Origin of the sequence: Bacillus sp. Nf3, assembly GCF_003028545.1 — a bacterium.
Lineage (GTDB): Bacteria > Bacillota > Bacilli > Bacillales > Bacillaceae > Bacillus > Bacillus safensis.
Map to the genome: position 1 here is coordinate 44,373 of NZ_PYUA01000001.1, position 19,541 is coordinate 63,913.

At 39.1% G+C, this 19,541-nt stretch carries 16 protein-coding genes; 10 read left to right on the forward strand and 6 right to left on the reverse strand.

Annotated features, from left to right (window positions below; translation table 11 throughout):
• Nucleotides 1–2 precede the first annotated feature (2 nt).
• Nucleotides 3–554: a PadR family transcriptional regulator gene (locus tag C9414_RS00235; protein ID WP_047203745.1), complete on the reverse strand. Its 552-nt coding sequence runs from the start codon at nucleotides 552–554 to the stop codon at nucleotides 3–5.
• A gap of 154 nt (nucleotides 555–708) precedes the next feature.
• Between C9414_RS00235 and C9414_RS00240 the strand changes: the two genes are divergently transcribed.
• The 5 genes from C9414_RS00240 (at nucleotide 709) to C9414_RS00260 (ending at nucleotide 7,315) form a co-directional block, all read left to right on the forward strand.
• A complete protein-coding gene (locus C9414_RS00240) occupies nucleotides 709–1,602 on the forward strand; it encodes a hypothetical protein (RefSeq protein WP_107162805.1) in 894 nt (297 codons plus the stop codon).
• A gap of 208 nt (nucleotides 1,603–1,810) precedes the next feature.
• A complete protein-coding gene (locus tag C9414_RS00245; protein WP_107162806.1) occupies nucleotides 1,811–2,764 on the forward strand; it encodes a hypothetical protein in 954 nt (317 codons plus the stop codon).
• A gap of 341 nt (nucleotides 2,765–3,105) precedes the next feature.
• Entirely contained in the window at nucleotides 3,106–4,965 is a 1,860-nt protein-coding gene (locus C9414_RS00250) for a beta-glucoside-specific PTS transporter subunit IIABC (RefSeq protein ID WP_107162807.1), read from the forward strand.
• 4 nt (nucleotides 4,966–4,969) lie between these two features.
• Nucleotides 4,970–6,436 (forward strand): glycoside hydrolase family 1 protein, encoded by a 1,467-nt coding sequence (locus C9414_RS00255; RefSeq protein ID WP_107162808.1) that lies wholly within the window; start codon nucleotides 4,970–4,972, stop codon nucleotides 6,434–6,436.
• Nucleotides 6,437–6,466: 30 nt separating this feature from the next.
• Complete coding sequence (locus C9414_RS00260; RefSeq protein WP_047203741.1) at nucleotides 6,467–7,315, forward strand: PRD domain-containing protein; 849 nt, start codon at nucleotides 6,467–6,469, stop codon at nucleotides 7,313–7,315.
• Nucleotides 7,316–7,409: 94 nt separating this feature from the next.
• Here the strand turns inward: C9414_RS00260 and C9414_RS00265 are convergent, their stop codons facing one another.
• From C9414_RS00265 to C9414_RS00290, 5 genes are all read right to left on the reverse strand, one after another.
• On the reverse strand, nucleotides 7,410–8,588 hold the full coding sequence (locus tag C9414_RS00265) for a response regulator aspartate phosphatase (RefSeq protein WP_107162809.1): 1,179 nt from the start codon (nucleotides 8,586–8,588) through the stop codon (nucleotides 7,410–7,412).
• A gap of 655 nt (nucleotides 8,589–9,243) precedes the next feature.
• Complete coding sequence (locus tag C9414_RS00275) at nucleotides 9,244–10,005, reverse strand: ABC transporter ATP-binding protein (RefSeq protein ID WP_107162810.1); 762 nt, start codon at nucleotides 10,003–10,005, stop codon at nucleotides 9,244–9,246.
• Nucleotides 10,006–10,021: 16 nt separating this feature from the next.
• Entirely contained in the window at nucleotides 10,022–12,346 is a 2,325-nt protein-coding gene (locus C9414_RS00280) for an FtsX-like permease family protein (RefSeq protein WP_107162811.1), read from the reverse strand.
• A complete protein-coding gene (locus tag C9414_RS00285) occupies nucleotides 12,343–13,596 on the reverse strand; it encodes an MFS transporter (protein WP_107162812.1) in 1,254 nt (417 codons plus the stop codon). Before C9414_RS00285 ends, C9414_RS00280 begins: the two co-directional genes overlap by 4 nt.
• A 69-nt stretch (nucleotides 13,597–13,665) precedes the next feature.
• Nucleotides 13,666–14,316, reverse strand: coding sequence for a TetR/AcrR family transcriptional regulator (locus tag C9414_RS00290; protein ID WP_047203735.1), 651 nt, complete (start codon nucleotides 14,314–14,316; stop codon nucleotides 13,666–13,668).
• Nucleotides 14,317–14,476: 160 nt separating this feature from the next.
• Here C9414_RS00290 and C9414_RS00295 point away from each other — a divergent pair, with 160 nt between their 5' ends.
• The 5 genes from C9414_RS00295 (at nucleotide 14,477) to C9414_RS00315 (ending at nucleotide 19,353) form a co-directional block, all read left to right on the forward strand.
• Nucleotides 14,477–15,589 (forward strand): CdaR family transcriptional regulator, encoded by a 1,113-nt coding sequence (locus tag C9414_RS00295; protein WP_107162813.1) that lies wholly within the window; start codon nucleotides 14,477–14,479, stop codon nucleotides 15,587–15,589.
• Between the two features lie 118 nt (nucleotides 15,590–15,707).
• On the forward strand, nucleotides 15,708–16,979 hold the full coding sequence (locus tag C9414_RS00300; RefSeq protein WP_107162814.1) for a GntP family permease: 1,272 nt from the start codon (nucleotides 15,708–15,710) through the stop codon (nucleotides 16,977–16,979).
• Between the two features lie 30 nt (nucleotides 16,980–17,009).
• On the forward strand, nucleotides 17,010–18,149 hold the full coding sequence (locus C9414_RS00305; RefSeq protein WP_107162815.1) for a glycerate kinase: 1,140 nt from the start codon (nucleotides 17,010–17,012) through the stop codon (nucleotides 18,147–18,149).
• Nucleotides 18,150–18,241: 92 nt separating this feature from the next.
• Nucleotides 18,242–18,580 (forward strand): zinc ribbon domain-containing protein YjdM, encoded by a 339-nt coding sequence (locus C9414_RS00310; RefSeq protein WP_024423969.1) that lies wholly within the window; start codon nucleotides 18,242–18,244, stop codon nucleotides 18,578–18,580.
• A gap of 251 nt (nucleotides 18,581–18,831) precedes the next feature.
• The gene (locus C9414_RS00315) at nucleotides 18,832–19,353 is read left to right on the forward strand and encodes a tubby C-terminal domain-like protein (RefSeq protein WP_107162816.1); all 522 of its coding nucleotides are present in this window, start codon (nucleotides 18,832–18,834) and stop codon (nucleotides 19,351–19,353) included.
• Nucleotides 19,354–19,541 lie beyond the last annotated feature (188 nt).

The window sequence follows — 19,541 nt, forward strand, 5'->3', positions numbered from 1 at the left end:
ATTTACCCTTCCTTCTTCATCGAATGGAATGTCTCCACGCACCAATCAATTCCAGCTTGAGCCACTCTTTTCCCATAATCTAAAGTAAACAGCCAATACTTCGCATCCGCTTCATCTGGATAAAGCTCTTGAATGTTTTGTTCAATCGCAACATATGTCTCATAACGAATACGGAGCTGCCTCTCATAATCCTGTAAAAGCGCTAGTTTCTTCTCAAACGAAAGATATTGACCGAAGAATAACTTTAATAACACCTCATTACGTTCTGTTGGTAACTGATCGAGCGGCTGCGCCAGCCATTCTCTTAACGTGTCCAGTCCTTTTTCAGTCAAATGATATTCCCGCTTGTCTGAACGACCAGAGCTAGCAGCAGGTGAAACCTCCGCAAGGCCTTCCTCGACTATTAACTTTAAAGCTGGATAAATTTGTCCATAACTGATTTTCCAAAAATGATGCAAGCTCCTATCAATTAATTGCTTCACTTCGTACCCTGACTTACAATCTGTCGTTAAAATACCTAAAATCGCATACGTCGTATCATTGTATTTTTTCATATCAGCACACCTATCTAAAAGATATATCATTTAGATATATAATAAATGATGTGGAGTGGCAGATACAAGGGGTTGTTGAAAAATAAGTTCGATAAAGGAGGTGACTCACTCATATATTGATAGAAAAAATTAAATTCTGTCAGTGGAGGTATGTATGAATAGATTGAAAATCTGGATCGTGGCAATTCTAGCAGTATTAATCATGGGTGCTGTCAGCTGGATAGCTTATCAAGCAAATGCAAAAAAGAGTGTATTGAATCAATCTTACGCCTTTGCATATAAGACAAAGAATCATGTGAACTGGTTCAAAGTAACGGAGAAAAAAGGGAAAGTAACAGGTCATCTGAATGAAACCATTTTGGAGGAAAACCCAAAAAGGCATTTTGATCCTAATCTATTTATCAACAAATATAAATTAACCGGTAAAACAATTGAAAACGGTTACAAATTCCAAGCAAAGCAAGGGAAAGAGACGGTCACATATGAAGTTCACCCTGCTGAAAAAGATCTTTCTGTGAAAAAACAAGGTGAAAAACAAAGCATCACATACAAAGCAGTTGATCAAACAAAACTACGAGCTGTTCAAAAGGACATTCATGACCGATATGAAGAACTGATGGAGGACACTGAAAATAGATTTCATGATTATGTAAGAAACTTCATTAAGAAAGTAACAGGCGCTTATGGTTATCTGTATACGGCGGAAGATGGTTCGTACCAGCTATTTCTAAAAGTAAAACGAATGTATATGCAGTCTGAATGGGCAGGTTCTTTTCTAATGAGAACGGTCCCAGGAGATGGTGGAGCACCTTATAAAGAAACGAAACATACAGCCGGCGGTGTTTCAGATGGGATAATGTTTGATTTGAGTACTTATCCTGCAATTGAAAAGGGTTTTATTTTAGGGGAAACTGACCGAGACGCAACATCAATTAGATTTCCCTTTAAAATGGCAGGCGGTACAATAGAATTTAAAGCTGTCACGAAAGAGGAATATCAAGAGCAAACGGAAGCATTCAAAAAGCAGGCTGAAAAAACGAAAAAATAGATCGTATTGGACCAGGTGAATAAGGGTTAATAACATATCCGAATTCTCCATGAAAAAAGGATATTATTTGCATAGATGTAATATATTATTAATAAATACTTATCTAAATTTTCTAGAATCTATTTTTAAGTGAATAAGAATTTAGTTGAATATATGGTAAAATATTGTTGATGTTGATTTCTCAAATTAAATATTAGAGGAGGTACGTATGAGCAAATTGAAAATCTGGGTCGTGTCTATCCTAGCCGTACTCATCTTGGGTGGAGGCGGCTGGACAGCATATCAAGCAATCGCACAAAAAAATTCATTGAATCATTCCTATGCATTTGCGTATAAAACTAAGGATAGACTGAACTGGTTCGAGATATCTGAGAATAAAGGCAAAGTAACAGGTCATTTGAATGAAAGATATATAGAAGAAATTTGGTGGGACCCTCAATTATATAAAAAACAATATGTCATAACCGGCCATTCAAAAGAAAATGGGTATGAATTTCAAATGAAAAAAGGAAAAGAAACGATCATATACGAAGTTCATTTTTCGGGGAAAAACCTTTCTGTGAAAAAACAAGGCGAGAAGCAAAGCACGATTTATAAAGCAATCAATCAAAAAAAGCTAGATACGTATCAAAAAAAGATTCAAAATCGACATCAAAATCTAGTTGATTCATCAGAAACTAGATTTTATGAAAATATGAGACACTTCAGGGATAAAGTGGCGAAAGTATATGGTTTTCTATATACGGCAGAGGATAAACAACTATTTTTACAAGTGGAAAGCATGCATGTTGAGAATGGATGGGACGGCTCCTTTTTAATAACAACTGTTTCTGAAGAAGGTTGTAAGCCCTATAAAGAAATGAAAATAGAGGTCGGGGGCTTTACTGATGGGGCAGGATTTTTCGAAATGAGCTATGATCCTATAATTGAAGATGGTGTCATTATAGGTTCGACTGATCGAGATGCAAAATCAGTAAAGCTGCCAATTAAAAAGACAGACGGTACAGTAGAGTTAAAAGCTTTCACGAGGAAGGAATATAAAAAACTCCCTAAACCATATATCATGACAGGCGATTCAGTAGAGTTAAAAGCTGTCACGAAAAAGGAGTATGAAAAACAAGCCAAAGCATTTAAAAAGAGGGCAGAAGAAAAGAAAAAATAGATGAATTTAAACCAGATGAGTGAATCAACTTATCTGGTTTTTTGTGGAGAAAAATATTGTTGATTGATGCTAGAAGGAACAAAAGAGTAGAAGGTTTCCTATAAGTGAATAGAGAAAAGTATTTTAGGTATATAGACCCTAATAATTTTTAGAAAAATAAATGTTGACGCTTTCATATAATGCATATATACTAAAAACAAATCCAATATGAATAAATTAGACATGTGACTGGTCATGCAGGCAGGATCTAAAAACGATGAATTTTTCTTTTATTTGTCGTTTTAGGTCCTTTTTTTATTGCCGAAATATAGGTCTCGTGTATGAGAAAAGGGGGAGAAAAAATGAATTACACACAAGTTGCCAAAGACGTTTTACAGCATGTAGGCGGCAAAGAAAACATTGCGCACCTTGAACATTGTTCAACAAGACTTCGTTTCACACTAATTGATCAGAAAAAAGCAGATGTACCAGCACTGGAAAAAACACCGGGTGTCATAGCTGTTAGAATGACAGGACAATGCCAAGTAGTCATTGGGAATGACGTCATTGAAGTGTATCAAAAGGTAACAAGTTTAATAGGCAGCAGCTCATCAAGCCAAGACGTGCCATCCAATCAGCCAAAAGAAAAAAGAAAAGAAGGCACAGTTCTGTTAGATTTCATTGTCGGTGTCTTCCAGCCGCTTGTACCAGCTATCGCAGGCGGAGGAATTTTAAAGTCATTTCTTCTCCTTTTCTCTTTATTAGGCTGGATGGATGCAAAGGGACAAACCTATCAAATACTGAACATGGTAGGTGACGCACCACTTTACTTTCTGCCTTTACTAGTTGCTGTAACGACGGCGAATAAACTAAAAGTAAACCCACTGGTCGCACTATCAGCAGTCGGTGCGCTTCTTCTGCCGAACATGACGGCGATGCTTACAGAAGGTGCACAATTACTGTCATTCGATGTGAAAAATATAGCTTATGCGTATCAAGTGTTTCCGGCAATCCTTTCTGTATTGCTTTACGCGCAAATGGAAAAATTCTTTACACGGTTTTCACCAAAACCAATTCGGATTTTCTTCGTTCCGATGATGTCATTGGTCATTACTGTACCAGTTACGCTACTTCTGTTAGGACCGATTGGTTTTACAGCGGGGCAAGGTTTTTCATCTATTATTCTTTCGATGTTTAATACTGTAGGCTGGGTAGCTGTCGCCATTTTAGCAGCGGTCCTCCCCTTCATGGTGGCATCAGGCATGCATAAAGCAATGGTTCCTTATGCAGTCACAACGATGGGAACCCTTGGGAAAGAAGCACTTTACTTACCGGCATCACTTGCGCATAATATTGCGGAAAGTGGAGCGTGTTTCGCTGTGGCACTTCGAACAAAAGACAAGGTACTTAGATCAACAGCCATTTCGGCAGGGATATCAGCCTTTTTTGGCATCACAGAGCCAGCGCTGTATGGTGTGACATTGCAAAATAAGCGAGTCCTTGGAAGTGTTATGATTGGTTCGTTTGTTGGTGGAATTTTCATTGGATTAGTTGGTATACAAGCCTATGTGCTTGTTGGTCCTGGTTTAGCAAGCATGTCGATGTTTATATCAGATGAGCTCCCGCGAAATTTGATGTTTGCTATCATTGGAGCGGTCATTTCGTTTATTGTCGCCTTTATCGCTGCTTTTGTATTAGGTAAAGATCGAACAGTAGAAGAAAAGACAAAGGATCAAGCTGGGTTTGCTGAAAAAATTGGAGCAGGCGAAACATTCAAGAGCCCTGTGATTGGCCAAATGATCTCTCTATCCGAAGTGAAAGATGATATTTTCTCTTCAAAGGTCATGGGAGAAGGAATTGCCATTGTACCTTCAAAAGGAGCACTTTATGCACCTGTAGATGGAGAGGTAACCTTGCTGTTCGAAACAAACCATGCACTTGGTATGAAAACGGACCATGGAGTTGAAGTATTATTCCACATCGGCATTGACACCGTTCAGTTGGAAGGGCAGTATTTCCATCCAAAAGTACAGGCTGGAGATCGTGTTCAAGCGGGTGATTTATTGATTGAATTTGATCTAGAAAAAATCATGGAAGCAGGATATGATCCAGTAACACTTGCTGTAGTCACAAATACAGATCAATATGATATTAAGGTACAGCCATTACAAGAGGTCAATCGTCAAGATACATTGATGGTTGTTACACAATTAGGAGGCTAATCATATGACAAAAATCAAAGGTTTTCCAAAAGGATTTTTATGGGGCGGAGCCATTGCTGCTAACCAGGCAGAAGGCGCCTGGAATATAGATGGAAAGGGACCGTCTGTTGCAGATATTGCAATGTACCGTTCCAACTTGAGTGTAGAAGATTATGAAGGTCATCTTGCAGTTACCACTGAAAATATAGATCGTGCGATGAAAGATCCAGACGATAAAAAATACCCAAAACGCAGAGGTGTCGATTTCTATCATCACTATAAAGAGGATTTGGCTCTCTTTGCTGAAATGGGATTTCAAACACTTCGAATTTCTATTGCATGGAGTCGTATCTTCCCTACTGGAGAAGAAGCTGAACCGAATGAAAAAGGGCTGCAATTTTATGATCGTGTCTTTGCAGAAATGAAAAAACACAACATAGAACCGATCGTGACTCTCTCTCATTATGAAATGCCTTTAGCCCTTAGTGTGAAATATAATGGCTGGGTTGAAAGAAAAGTAATCGACCTCTTTGTGAAATTCGCCAATGTTTGTTTCGAACGTTATAAAGATGATGTGAAATATTGGCTTACCTTTAATGAAATTGATAGTATTCACCGACACTCTTTCATTACAGCGGGAATTATTCCTGATCGCTGCTCAGAAGGAAAAGTAGAAGAGACGGTGTACCAAGCACTTCATCATCAATTTGTCGCATCTGCTCTCGTAACAGCAGATTGCCATCGTATCATTCCAGGCAGCCAGGTAGGATGTATGCTGACAAAATTGACAACGTATCCGCATACGTGCCATCCGAATGATGTAGAACAAGCTTTGAAACAAAACTTAGAAAACTATTTCTATGCAGATGTTCAGGTGTTTGGCGAGTATCCGCCACTGATCAAGCGTATGCTTGAGAGAAAAGATATTCATATTCAAATGGAAGCAGATGATCTTACCATTTTAAAAGAAAACACAGTAGATTTTATCTCATTTAGCTACTATATGTCTTTAACGGAATCAGCCCAAGAAGGATTAGAAGAGACAGAAGGGAATACCATTCGTGGAGTCAAAAACCCTTATCTTCCATCAACTGAATGGGGTTGGCAAATTGATCCGGTTGGTCTGAAAATTTCTTTGATCGAATTGTATGATCGCTATCAAAAACCTCTTATCATTGTCGAGAACGGCATGGGTGCAAAGGATGTAGTTGAAAGTGATGGCTCAATCCATGACGACTATCGTATTAACTATTTCAAAGAGCATTTCCGTCAAATGAGAGAAGCCATTGAAGAAGGCGTCGATCTCTTTGGATATACGAGCTGGGGCTCGATTGATATTATTAGTGCAGGTACATCACAAATGTCAAAACGGTACGGCTTCATTCACGTAGATCAAGATGATGACGGGAACGGGACATTAAAACGATCTCGAAAAGATTCATTTTATTGGTACAAAAAAGTCATTGAGACAAATGGTGAATCGCTTGATTGAACACCACAATCATGAAAACAGGTGATGACGATGTTTAAAATCAAAAAAGTTTTAAACTCGAGCGTGGTCCTGGCTGAAGATCAGAACCAACAGGAGATGGTTTTGTTCGGCCGAGGAATTGGCTATGGCCAGAAACCAGGTCAAATGATAGAAGAAAAAAAAGCGGACCAAGTCTTTATGTCAGTCGATAACATGAGAGCAAAAGAATTTCTTCAATTGTTAGATTCAATGCCTCAGGAGTTTATCGATTTAACTCAGCAAATTGTCCAATATGCAGAAAAACGTTTAAGTTCAACTTTAAATTCAGGTGTTTATTTTACCTTAATGGATCATTTGAATTTTGCAGTGGAACGTCATAAAAAGAATATTAATATTACGAATCGTGTGTATTGGGAAATCAAAAATTACTATACAGAAGAATTTGAAGTAGGGAACTACGCACTTGAGTTAGTCAATGACACATTGGGCATACAATTACCAAAAGAAGAAGCTGCCAATATCGCCTTTCACTTGATTAATGCATTAGGTGAAGAGTCCGAGTCGAAAGATGGTATGAAATACGCCAAGATGATCGGAAGTATTGTCAATCTTGTTCGCTATACGTTGAATATGAAAATGGATCAAGAGAATATTCATTACAGCCGGTTCATTACACATGTGAAATTCTTTGTAGAAAGATTTTATGCTGATAAATTATTATCAGATCAAGAAAATGAGTTATTTGAACAAATTGCACATTTATATCCTCAAGCGATGGATGTTGCTTTTAAGATCAAAGATTATATTAAACAGGTGCATAGCATCATCATTCCTAATGATGAGCTTACTTATCTTGCGGTACATATACACCGCCTCATTTCTTATCAGCAACTAAAATAAATGGGGAACCACTTGCCTTGATGAGGCGAGTGGTTCTTTGTTTGGCAAATGTTTATATTAAGTTCCGATAGGTCGTTCTGTTGTACCATTTTCATCATTTAATGAATTGAAAGTCCCTGTTTGTCCTAAAACAACGATGGTCAAAGTGATAATCAATAAACTCATTTTTTTCATTAGAATTCCCCCAGTCAATGATAGGATGTTTCATGCGATCAGCTTCCTTTAGAAAGAGATAGGCTTGATGAATTGCTCCCAGCTCTTCAAAGTGTTTTGCTGCTAATGCACTTAATTCACAGACTCCTTCAGCATCTTTTAATTTTTTAAGAATGCTGATTTCATCAAAACAGGCTTGAGCTTTTTGAGCCATATCTTCAGTGAAATATAGATGGTAAAGCAAATTCATTTTTGCTGTATAGATGGGGCATTTCTCTGATTGATGTTTTTGGTTAACCAATTCGAAGTAATAGAGAGCTTGTGTCCTTTCATCGATAGAGAGCAGCTCTTTCATTAACATGTACATGGAGTGATGGAAGTAACACGATGAGAGATAGTCTTCGTCACTAAGAGCTTTTTCTAGGGCATCGATACATTTTTTTGATTCGCCAGCTTCGGCATACAAAATGCTGATATTATGATAAAGCTGTGATGTTAGAAAATGATCGTTTAGACTGTCTGCGATGTGTAATGCTTTTTTGTAGTGATTTTCTGCCCTTATAAAGTCGCAAATGTCCATATAATTAGCAGCGGCGATGACAAAGGCTGCAGCTAGTCTTCTTTCATATCCTTCATGGCTTTTGAAAATATCAATAGCATTCTGAATGTAGTGCAGAGAAATTAGGCTTTGACGAAGCAGCATATATAAGTTGGCGATTTTCGTATGGAATTCTGCTACTTCTATTTCATCAGGAATGTGTTGTAGTTTTTTCTCGGCAATTTTAAACAGTCCAATGGCTGATGCATAGTCTCTTTTATATGACGCGTAAAGGGCTTTGTATAGGTAAAAATAGTATTCAATTAAGTCGTTTGTTTTAGAGGGGCAATCTGGCTCTAGCTGTTCCTTCAGTTTCGTACCTCTTCGTTCATATAACATGAGCTTATACTTGCCTTCTAGCAATGAGTAATAGGTCAAGACCTCCTGATTCTCTTCCATTTTTTGAAGTAATTCCTTTAATTCTGTATACATTGCTTTTGCACTGTGTACATCATGCTTGCGAATTGCAATTCTCCAATCATTTAAACGATTCCCCACCTGTTCAGCAGAAATGATAGCCATGGAAATTTCACCTCTTTAAGATCCTTTCACCTGTTTCATAAAAAACGATATCACAATTTTTGGTAAAATATAATCGTTTCGGTGAGGTGATTGACAAGAGGTAATAAAAAGGACCTAAGGTCATGCGATGTACGACATTGTAAGGGTAATTGCTTGTTAACACAAATGAATAAAATCTCTTTTTGGAAATCTAAAAAAGGGTTATATACAACGGGTTTTAAGATAATGTACGAAAATATCGCTCATATATTTGATATAAAGAAATTTTAGTTATTTCAAAGGGAAAATGGAAGGTCGATCTAGGAAGGAAAATCAGGTATGATGTTGCTAGATCATGAGAATAGAAATTGATAGATGACGACAAAAGTAAGTATAAAACAAAAACTCCGACCCTTTAGAAAGGATGTTGAAATGAAAAAAAGATTTCAAAGCTTAAACAGACAAATCACAGTCATTATCACGACTCTGTTACTTGTTTTAGTGACTCTATATATGTCAAAGAGATACTTTTATAGCAAAGAAATTGAGCTGCTGACAGAATCTTGTCAACAAGCTGGCGGCAAAATTATCTTAGAAACAAATAGTTTGTCTATGGATTACTCGTTTGAGTGCCAGAAAAAGTAGAACAGGCAGTTTCCTGCCTGTTTGACTTAAATTAAAAACCTAAATTTTGCAGCCATTGATTTAATCTCATTTCTCGGTTCTCGACAGTTGAATGGTCATATCTTCCTAATTGTAAACTGTCTGCCATTTCTCCGTCATTCATAAACATGATTCTTTCAGAACGAAGAGCCACCTTGGGGTCATGTGTGACAAGTAGCAGTGTTGCTCCTTCAGAGTGGATTCTTGAAAAAACATTCATTACTTCCTTTGTTGTACTGGAATTAAGAGCACCTGTTGGTTCATCAGCGAAAAGTATGTCTGGTTCATTCATGAGCGCTCGGCAGATAGCGGCTCTTTGAAGCTGTCCTCCCGATACTTCTGTCAAATATCTATTTGCCAAATGATCAATTTCAAGTTTTTTCATTAAATATTGAGCTCGTTCATTGACTTCTTGTCTTGGCTTTTTCTTTGCTAAATAAGCTGCTGCAATGATGTTGTCAAATAGGTTAAGATTTTTTAATAAGTGGCTGTGCTGAAAGACAAATCCCATCTCAGTTAAGCGCAGAGCACTTAACTGTTTTTCTGTCATTTCTGATAGTGATCGGCCTTTATATTTGATCTCTCCTGTTGAAGCTGTTTCTATGCCGCTAAGCTGATAAAGTAAGGATGTTTTTCCACATCCAGAAGGTCCCATAATGGTCACGAATTCCCCACGCTTTATCGATAAATGTATATCCTTAAGAATCGTTTGTTTCTGTCCTTTTAATGAATTGATATGCAATGACAATCGCTTCGTTTCAATCAAGTGTTCCATGTGAAACAACTCCTTATTAAAGTGTATGCCTTGTCGTTTGACTAGAAAAAAACGTCTTCAATAACCAGGCGATCAAAGCTAAATTGACAATAAATAGTATGAGTGGATACACAACCGACACCCATTGCGGTGACAGCCACTGGAGGCTCGACACCCCTAATGATGCTCCACCTATACTCATCAAAGCAGGACCAATTGTATTGACCGCGATTGTTCCAATAAAAGCGCCAAAAGAGAGAACAACGATAAAACTTGTTATATATTGTGCTGTTATATCTATTATAGAAAATCCAATTGTCCTTAACATGTTGTTCCGGCTTGAATCTTTCGCCTTTAACATGTGCAGAAACATGAATAGCATTAAGCTGGCGGTTCCAAAAGCAGCTAATGCAGCAAAAAATGCAACGACTTTTACGATAGCTGCTGTGCTGCCGATCGTTTGATGAACGTATTCTTTCATATCTGTCACTTTTGCAGGAGATGCCTTTTTTTCAAATATCGCCTTTTTCTCTGCAATATTTACTCCTGGTTTTAGTTGGATTTGAATGGTTTTCCAAAGAGGTGATTGAGGAAATGGCTGTGATATTGCTTTTGCTGTTTTGCCTCCATTGGTGACGTCCTGATAAATACCTGTCACCGTTCTTTGGGTTTCATGCCCGTTAGTTACGAGAGTGATTCTTTCTCCAATCTTTTTCTGAAGTGAATCTGCATTTAACACGGATAAGGCAATTTCATCATTCTTAAAAGGTTGCCGCCCTTGTAAATAGGTGAGGGGAAATGCTGAGAGCTCACCTGTTTCTAAATAGAGCGTTTCTAATGAATTCTCCTTTGATTTCGCCTGAAGAGAAGCAGTCTCATAGATGGCTGCTGTTTGAATGCTCCGATCTTCACGAATCATTGATTCAATCTCGTTTGTATTTTTCGTTAGTTGATTTCCTTGGCGTATATCAATTCGAAGGTCACTTTTACCAGAGCCAAGGTATGTGATGAAGTCCGGTGATTGTAAAGTATGCCATAGCTGAATAGGCATCAGCATTAAAAATGTACAAAGTGCAATAATACAAGTAATCGTTGTGTACAACTTCTTTCGTGATATCAGGTCTTTTAAACCAAGCCATATATGGATCGGTATGAACCTGCTTTTCTTGAGGTTCATAGGTATTTTTTTCTTATGATTCGATGAATGGATACCACCTTGAAGGGCTTGGGCAGCTGATATTTGACCAAACTTTCTTAGGACAGCATAGCTGCAAGAGATGACGATCATTGCCGTCACAATAGAAACAAAAAGCGGGATTAACAAATGAGTAAAAGAAGGCTGATTCCCCATGTATTGCTGAATATTGGCCGTAAACATATCATCAAATATAAGTGTTAACACATAGCCTGCTATACATCCTGCACAAGCAAGCACGGCATATTTTCCAACGTATAATTGCTTAATTTTTGTTAAAGGAATCCCAATTAACTTCAGTATGCCAATTTCACGTTCATCTTCTTCTATAGAAGCCGTCATAGCAAGATGGAGTGAGAGAAGGGCTATACTTATGAGCAGTATGCAAACAAGCAGGAGAATGGCAATGACCATTCCATCTGTCAATGCATTCAGCATACGCAGCAAAGGCAGTGTGACAGCTGGGCCTTGTTGTGGTAGCTGTGATGATTGATAGATTGCTTGAAAAGCATCTGTCTGCGCGGCATCATGCAGTAAAAATTCAATTAAGTACTCTTTTTGTTGAAACACTTGATTTATTGCGTCCCAATCCTCGTTATGAAGAAGAAATCTTTTTGAACTGACTAGACTGGGGTTCATTTGTGCATCTCGCAAGAACGCTTTGATGCGAAAGGTGAATTGATTAGCTCCTTTCTCAATCAGTAACGTTTCACCTATGTTGAGATGATACTTTTGTTGAAAATAAATTGGGACAGCTACTTCACCTTTATTGACCGTGAGCTTTTCGTTTTGTTGATTTAAAAGAAAATCAAAATTGCGATTTTGCTTCACAAATAAATGATCCATCACACCTGCTTTGGCAGGCTCATGTCCGAACCTGATGTTTGCATGTTCAATTGGTATCATTGGGACGATTTGATGAGCTTTTACCATGGACTGCTTCCTTGAAAATGCTTCAATGTCTTTTTCATTTAGGTCGCCGTCATGCATTTGGACAAAGTCTGGCGCTTTAGCAGAATGGAGCAGGTCAGAAATGGAGCCATTCAGCTGTACTGTCATTTGAGCTGCACTTGCTGCGAGAAATGAAGTCATCATGATGCAAATAGTTAAACCAATTGAAATAAGACGGTGGCGGGTTAAGTCTTTCTTTATAAAGGCGAATCTCATGAGGCTGATTCCCCTTCATGTTGAAGCATATTTTTTGTTAGGTAGGCTAGGGCAAACATGAAAACACTGACGATTAACACAGTCACATACATGTTGGCTGAAAACGTATTAAACAAGAACCCATACATCATTTGACCAAGCGGAACTGCACATTGAGAAACCATTGTTAAATTGGCCATCACTTTTCCTAATTGGTGATTTGGTGTTTTCTTTTGAATATGTGATATCACAACGACCGAGATCATTGTAAGTAGCATAGCAATTGGAAGACATCCTGCTAAAAAGAGAAAATAAGCTGGATAAGTGCCAAATTGTAGAGCCATAGTCGATGTTGAGAACGCCACAGGCAGCAGGATGATGGCGATGACAAGCATCCAGCGATATAAAGTAGGAATGCGCCAATGCTTCGCTACAAGTCCAACTAGCAGAGCACCTGCGATGACAGCGAACTCAATCAAGCCCATTCCTACTCCATACATGATGTCACTGGTTTTCATTGTGACCCTTAAAATGATTGGGCCACCTACGATAAAAAATGGTGTAAGGATGAAATTTAACATTGCAGCAAGCAGCATGGTTCTTTTTAGAAACGGCTGGCTGCCGATATAAGAAAATCCTTGTTTCATATCTTTTATGAGCACTTTGCCCATAGAATCTGTCAGCGGACTAGAGGAGAAGGGTATTTTTAAACGTAAGAGCATGCACGCAGATAGGAAAAATACGATGGCACTGGCACCTATAATGAATTGACTTCCAATCATTCCGTATAGAACACCACCGATAACAGGTGCGAGAACACCTGAAAGTGCCTGAACGCCATTGACGATGCCGTTCGCTTGTTCTAATTGATCTTCTTTCACTAGCTGTGGAATGCTGGACATCACAGTAGGTGCATAAAACGTACTCATCACACCAAGAAGTATCATAACAGCTCCGATCATGTAGAGTGAATCATTTCCAGATAGTAACCAGAAATAAAAAGCCAGAATCATGATGCCGGCGAGGACGTCAAATAAAATCATCAAGTTCCTTCTGTTAAACCGGTCAGCGATTGCACCAGCTAATGGGGAGAGAAGGAACGGGATATTGGATAAAGCGAAAAGTAAGGCAAATAAATCAACTCGTTGTGTCATATCAAGCACATGTAAAGATAGAACAAATCGAATGAGAGAAGATCCGAAAACGGAAATAATCTGTCCGAGAACGAGGTAGATAAAGTGAGATGAATCTCTTTTGAATAATACATTCATAAATATCACTCTCCTTTTAGACCGACCGTCAGTCTATAATGTATGCAGGATTGGTATTGAAGTGACCAATCACTGATTATTTTCATCCTGCTCACCAGATAATCGCTTCAGCAAGAAGGAAAAGCTACCCTTTTCTGCATGCAATGAGGATTCAAGTATATCAATAAAAGCTAAAGCGCGTTGTATACTTTCTTCGGCTGTCCATTGAAACAGGCCATCATCAAATATGACCTGTGCAGAAGCAAGAAGGAATTCAACCGTCTCTTGCGGATACTTCGTTTTGAATGTCCCTTCCTCTACACCTTGCTGAATGACATCTGCCAATACTGGTGATAGTTCTTTAATGGCTTTGATTAAGCTTTTTTGATGCATTTCTGCATTAGAAGGCTGATGGAACTGATCGATCATCCCCTGTTTATGGCTTCCTTGCTGAGGTGATTGCGCCATGATGATACGAAATAGTTTGTCAACGACTGGAAGGTCTGGCTCAGCTGCTATACGCTTTGCCACAATGATATCTTCCTTGATGATCCTGTCAATAATGGCATCCATTACTTCTTCTTTGGATGCAAAGTAGTAATAAAAGGTGCCTTTTGCAATGCCAACGGCTTTTAATATGTCAATAATCGTTGTTTTCTGATAGCCTTTGGTTGAAAAAAGCGCTTCTGCTGCGTTTAATATGTCATTTTTACGTTCCTCAGGATGTTTAACGGTTCTCATAAAGCCATCCTTTCTTTTAACTAGACTGTCGGTCGGTCTTTGATTTGATTAAACACTTTTTAGGGTGTCTTTGTCAATGGCTGGTTTTTAAACACTTTGCATTTATTGTTCAAAGACACTATGATACATTGAATGAAAACACCTTCAGGAGAGATGACTCATGCAATTTTTAACCAGTGAATTGGCTCAAGAAATGGTTGAACGTACGATGCATATTTTACATAAAAACATCAATGTGATGAATGCAGATGGTGTCATTATTGGTTCTGGTGAACGAAACAGGATTGGCCAGAAACATGATGGTGCACGACTTGTGCTGACAAGCGGGAACAGTGTGGAAATTGACCAGGAGACCTCCTTGCGCTTAGAAGGAGTGAGACCGGGGATCAACCTGCCCATTTGCTTTCATGAACAAGTAGTTGGTGTGATTGGGATTACTGGTGAGCCAGAGGACATTCGGCATCATGCCGAGCTGGTGAAAATGGCAGCTGAACTGGTGTTAGAGCAATCTTTTCTGCTCGAACGGGTTCAATGGCGTCATCGAATAGAAAGTGAAATTGTCAATCAGTTGATTTCATATTCTGATGTTGGGGATCATCAGCTGAAAAATCGAGCTGCTTGGCTGGGAATGGATTTAGACAAGCGCCGAAGGGCTATTGTTTTTCAGCCAGTTCCATCCTCAGAGGATGCTGTGCATAAATTGATGCATGCGATTCAATATGATAAGAAGGCGGATGATTTACTTGGTATGACCTTTTGTCATGAATTGATTCTTTTAAGTCATTCCATACCTGAACATCAATTAAAGCAGGTGGCAGGTCATCTGCAAAGAACAATGCAAAGAGCAATAGGAGGCAAGGTGCTAGTGGGGATAGGGACTGTCTCTGACGACATCAGCCAGCTGCCAATTTCTTTTCAGCATGCGAGAGAAGCTCTGAAATTAGGGAAGGCTCTTGATCCGGAAGAAAGCATGTATTTCTTTGAGTCTTATCAGCTGGAAAGCTTATTTATGATTGCGGGAATTGCTGAAAAGAAAAGTAGATGGACTGACTTTTACAAGCCGCTGACACAAGAAGCAGAGCTCGCCCATACATTAAGGGTTTACATTGAAGAGGGCGGTGATTTGCAGAGCATTGTTGATCGTTTATTTATTCATCGGAATACATTGCGTTATCGTTTAGACAAAATTCAAGAATTGACTGGAAAAGACCCTCGTCATGTAAAACAGTTAATCGAGCTTTATATGGCGCAGCTAATGAATCAACTATCTTGATTGTGCAAATGCACAATTGAGTAGAGTGATAAATGAAAAAAGTTCATCCAGATTCACAACACAATCCCTTTGAGTAAACGCTTACAATTGGAGAAAGATCTTTTTAGGGGGATTGAGGATGAGTGGAGATGTAACGGTAAGTACTTTGGGAGCCATGGCGGCGCTTGTGATCGCGATTGTTCTCATTCTAAAAAAAGTATCACCTGCTTATGGCATGCTGGCAGGTGCATTTATAGGTGGCTTGGTTGGCGGTGTAGATATTGTTCAGACCGTCAACGTCATGATGGAAGGTGCTAAGGACATGATTCCAGCTGTCCTTAGAATTATGGCGGCAGGTGTACTGGCTGGTGTTCTCATTGAGTCGGGTGCAGCGTTATCGATCGCTGAGGCCATCGTGAGAAGGCTTGGTGAGGCGAGGGCACTATTAGCACTCGCACTTGCAACGATGATTTTAACAACAGTGGGCGTGTTTGTAGATGTTGCGGTTATTACGGTAGCGCCCATCGCACTAGCCATTGCCAAACGCGCAAAGCTCTCAAAAACGGGAATTCTCCTTGCTATGATTGGAGGCGGGAAGGCAGGAAATATCATGTCACCGAATCCGAATGCCATTGCCGCTTCAGATGCTTTTGGTGTACCTCTGACTTCAATGATGGCTGCAGGTGTCATTCCGGCTGTGTTCGGGCTGGCGGTTACATATGTATTAGCTAAAAAGCTTGCAAACAAAGGGACACCTGTTCTTGAGGAGGAAACCGGACAAAGTAAAGTTCAAATACCTGCTTTTTTTCAAGCACTGGCTGGTCCACTGGTTACCATTTTATTGTTGGCTTTAAGGCCGCTTTTTCAAATCAATATAGATCCAATGATCGCCTTACCAATTGGAGGGATTGTAGGCGCTCTTTTCATGAAAAAAGGGAAATGTCTCAATGATTATGCGATGTCAGGGCTTCATAAAATGTCAGGTGTTGCGATTATGTTATTAGGGACAGGTACATTAGCAGGAATCGTATCGAATTCTTCCTTAAAAGATGTGTTTATTCAGGCACTTGATGCATCGGGTTTACCTCCATATTTACTTGCACCAACTTCAGGGATATTTATGTCAGCCGCTACTGCTTCGACAACAGCAGGCACTGCGGTAGCGAGTGGTGTGTTTAGCGGAACACTGATTGGGCTTGGTGTGTCTGCTCTTTCAGGGGCAGCCATGATTCATGCTGGCGCAACAGTGCTTGACCATATGCCGCACGGGAGCTTTTTCCATGCAACAGCAGGAAGTGTTCAAATGGATATTAAAGAGCGTTTAAAGCTCATGCCTTTTGAATCGTTAATCGGTTTGACGTTAACCGTTGTATCGACCATTATTTTTGGCGTTTTCCAGCTGTTTGGCTGAGGACATGATAAGAAATGAGGGGCTGATAGGATGAAAATTGTGATCGCACCAGATTCATTTAAAGAAAGTTTGTCTGCTTATGAGACAGCATGTGCCATTGAACGAGGATTTCGTTCTGTTTTGCCAAACGCAGAGTATATCAAACTGCCAATGGCAGATGGCGGAGAGGGGACTGTTCAATCATTGGTTGATGCGACGGGCGGGCACATTGTTCATCAAGTGGTCACGGGTCCGCTTGGTGAGCCTGTGGATGCTTTTTTTGGCATGTTAGGAGACAGTCAGACTGCTGTCATAGAGATGGCTGCAGCCTCTGGATTACACCTTGTTCCGCGAGAAAAACGTAATCCGTTATGGACGACATCGAGAGGAACTGGTGAATTAATACTTGCAGCGCTGGATAAAGGAGCGAAGCATGTGATCATTGGGCTTGGCGGAAGTGCAACAAATGATGGCGGTGTTGGGATGATGCAAGGATTAGGTGCAGCTTTCCTTGATAAAGCAGGACATGCACTGACGTCAGGTGGCGGGGCACTTCATCAATTAGCTTCAATTGATTTATCTGGACTCGATCCAAGACTGCGATCCGTCCGGCTGGAGGCGGCTTGTGATGTGGATAATCCTTTAACAGGTGAGAGAGGAGCGTCTGCTGTTTTCGGTCCTCAAAAGGGAGCAGATGAAGAAATGGTTCAAGTGTTAGACAAGAACCTAGCTCATTTTGCACGAGTAGCTGAAAAGCAGTTCAATGTATCCTTTGAAGATGCAGCAGGGGCAGGAGCAGCAGGAGGACTTGGTGCGAGTTTATTAGGCTTTTTAAAAGCAGATTTGCAAAGAGGAATCGATATTGTGCTGAAAGCTGTTCATTTTGATGACATCATCAAGGAGGCAGACCTTGTCATTACGGGAGAAGGCCGAATTGATCGGCAGACCATTTATGGAAAAACGCCAATCGGCGTAGCCAAAGCAGCGAAGCAGTATAATCTGCCCGTGATTGCCATCGCAGGCTCTCTTTCAAAAGACAGTGCAGTCGTACATGATCATGGAATTGATGCACTTTTTAGTATTGTTCCAGGTATTACCTCTCTTTCTGAGGCGATACACGATGCGAATCTTCATGTAGAGAGAACAGCTCGGAATATCGCAGCTGTGTTAGAATTTGGAATAAAAAAGTAAACGATGAAAAATGTTTCCTTTTCTATCACATTCCTTCTATAGAAATGTGGTAAAATCGATATAAATGATGTAGAAAGTTGGAGGAAACAAAAATGTCTAATCTACCGAATTGTCCTTCGTGCAGCTCACCTTATACATACGAGGACGGCAGTCTGCTGGTTTGTCCTGAGTGTGCGCATGAATGGTCACTTGAACAAGAACAAGCGGCAGAGGAACAGCTTGTTGTCAAAGATGCGAATGGGAACCTGTTAAGTGATGGGGACACGGTCTCTGTCATTAAAGACCTAAAAGTAAAAGGTTCTTCATCCGTTTTGAAAATAGGAACGAAGGTCAAAGGCATTCGTTTAGTGGAAGGCGATCATAACATTGATTGTAAAATTCCTAGCTTCGGCGCAATGAAATTAAAATCAGAGTTTGTGAAGAAGATATAAACAAGAAAAGTTATACTATTAGAACTTGCTAAATCTGAGCAAGAAATAAGTATAAGAATGTTGCAGTTGTACAAAAAACACCTAAATTGTTAAAGGAAACATATCCCTTAATAAATTAGGTGTTTTATATTTTTATACAGTTTTTAAAATGATGAGGAACTATTCAAAGGAATATCCGTATATATTATTGGAATAATTTAAGCTTATCATTTCATAAATTAATTGAGTCTAAAAATAAATGGGAGATAAAAATGGAGTTTGGATATTTTAAGAAGCCTGTGATCAAAAAAACGACCAAATGTATACCAATTAGTAATAAAGAAGAAATCACCATTGGATTTATAAAAAGATTTTATACAAACAAAGTTGAAAAGTTGATTGATCACATATTTGATGAGTTTTATGTGAATGTTGAAGTAATGGATTCGAATTCTAATATGATTGTAAAGGCTATTGAAAATAAATCTCTCCAATCAATGTTACGTTCAAATTGGGTGATAGAATGTAAAGATAAAGGAAGGTTATTATTAGAAGATAGAACTAAAATTAAAATAAATCCAATGATGAAATTAATAATAAATGATACTATATACTATCTAAAGAAAGATTTTTCCAATAGACGTGTTAGATTAGAAAACTCAGAGCAGACGATAGCTGAAATTACATACGATAAAATAATACCTCCTGCAACAGTTAGTATTGAAAAAAAGCAGGGTGACTTATCTTTACATCTTATTGCATGCCTCTATTATATATTTATGTTAAGAGAGTAAGCGGGGATCCCATAAGTGCATCATCATGTTGAATCCCACATTCTATAAACAGTATTTTAAATCATTACCTTAACCCAACCTTAAAAAAGGCAGATGATTCGCTAAATTTTGGCTAATCCCCTTCACAACTTTTGGGCATTGCTGTACCATATGGAAGTATTCTTCTATTTTTGACGGATCATGGTGTT

Coding starts and splice junctions, on each gene's coding strand:
- C9414_RS00250 (WP_107162807.1), top strand. CDS start 3,106: ATGAATTACACACAAGTTGCCAAAGACGTTTTACAGCATGTAGGCGGC.
- C9414_RS00280 (WP_107162811.1), bottom strand. CDS start 12,346: ATGAGATTCGCCTTTATAAAGAAAGACTTAACCCGCCACCGTCTTATT.
- C9414_RS00285 (WP_107162812.1), bottom strand. CDS start 13,596: ATGAATGTATTATTCAAAAGAGATTCATCTCACTTTATCTACCTCGTT.
- C9414_RS00305 (WP_107162815.1), top strand. CDS start 17,010: ATGAAAATTGTGATCGCACCAGATTCATTTAAAGAAAGTTTGTCTGCT.
- C9414_RS00255 (WP_107162808.1), top strand. CDS start 4,970: ATGACAAAAATCAAAGGTTTTCCAAAAGGATTTTTATGGGGCGGAGCC.
- C9414_RS00295 (WP_107162813.1), top strand. CDS start 14,477: ATGCAATTTTTAACCAGTGAATTGGCTCAAGAAATGGTTGAACGTACG.
- C9414_RS00275 (WP_107162810.1), bottom strand. CDS start 10,005: ATGGAACACTTGATTGAAACGAAGCGATTGTCATTGCATATCAATTCA.
- C9414_RS00245 (WP_107162806.1), top strand. CDS start 1,811: ATGAGCAAATTGAAAATCTGGGTCGTGTCTATCCTAGCCGTACTCATC.
- C9414_RS00235 (WP_047203745.1), bottom strand. CDS start 554: ATGAAAAAATACAATGATACGACGTATGCGATTTTAGGTATTTTAACG.
- C9414_RS00315 (WP_107162816.1), top strand. CDS start 18,832: ATGGAGTTTGGATATTTTAAGAAGCCTGTGATCAAAAAAACGACCAAA.
- C9414_RS00310 (WP_024423969.1), top strand. CDS start 18,242: ATGTCTAATCTACCGAATTGTCCTTCGTGCAGCTCACCTTATACATAC.
- C9414_RS00240 (WP_107162805.1), top strand. CDS start 709: ATGAATAGATTGAAAATCTGGATCGTGGCAATTCTAGCAGTATTAATC.
- C9414_RS00265 (WP_107162809.1), bottom strand. CDS start 8,588: ATGGCTATCATTTCTGCTGAACAGGTGGGGAATCGTTTAAATGATTGG.
- C9414_RS00300 (WP_107162814.1), top strand. CDS start 15,708: ATGAGTGGAGATGTAACGGTAAGTACTTTGGGAGCCATGGCGGCGCTT.
- C9414_RS00290 (WP_047203735.1), bottom strand. CDS start 14,316: ATGAGAACCGTTAAACATCCTGAGGAACGTAAAAATGACATATTAAAC.
- C9414_RS00260 (WP_047203741.1), top strand. CDS start 6,467: ATGTTTAAAATCAAAAAAGTTTTAAACTCGAGCGTGGTCCTGGCTGAA.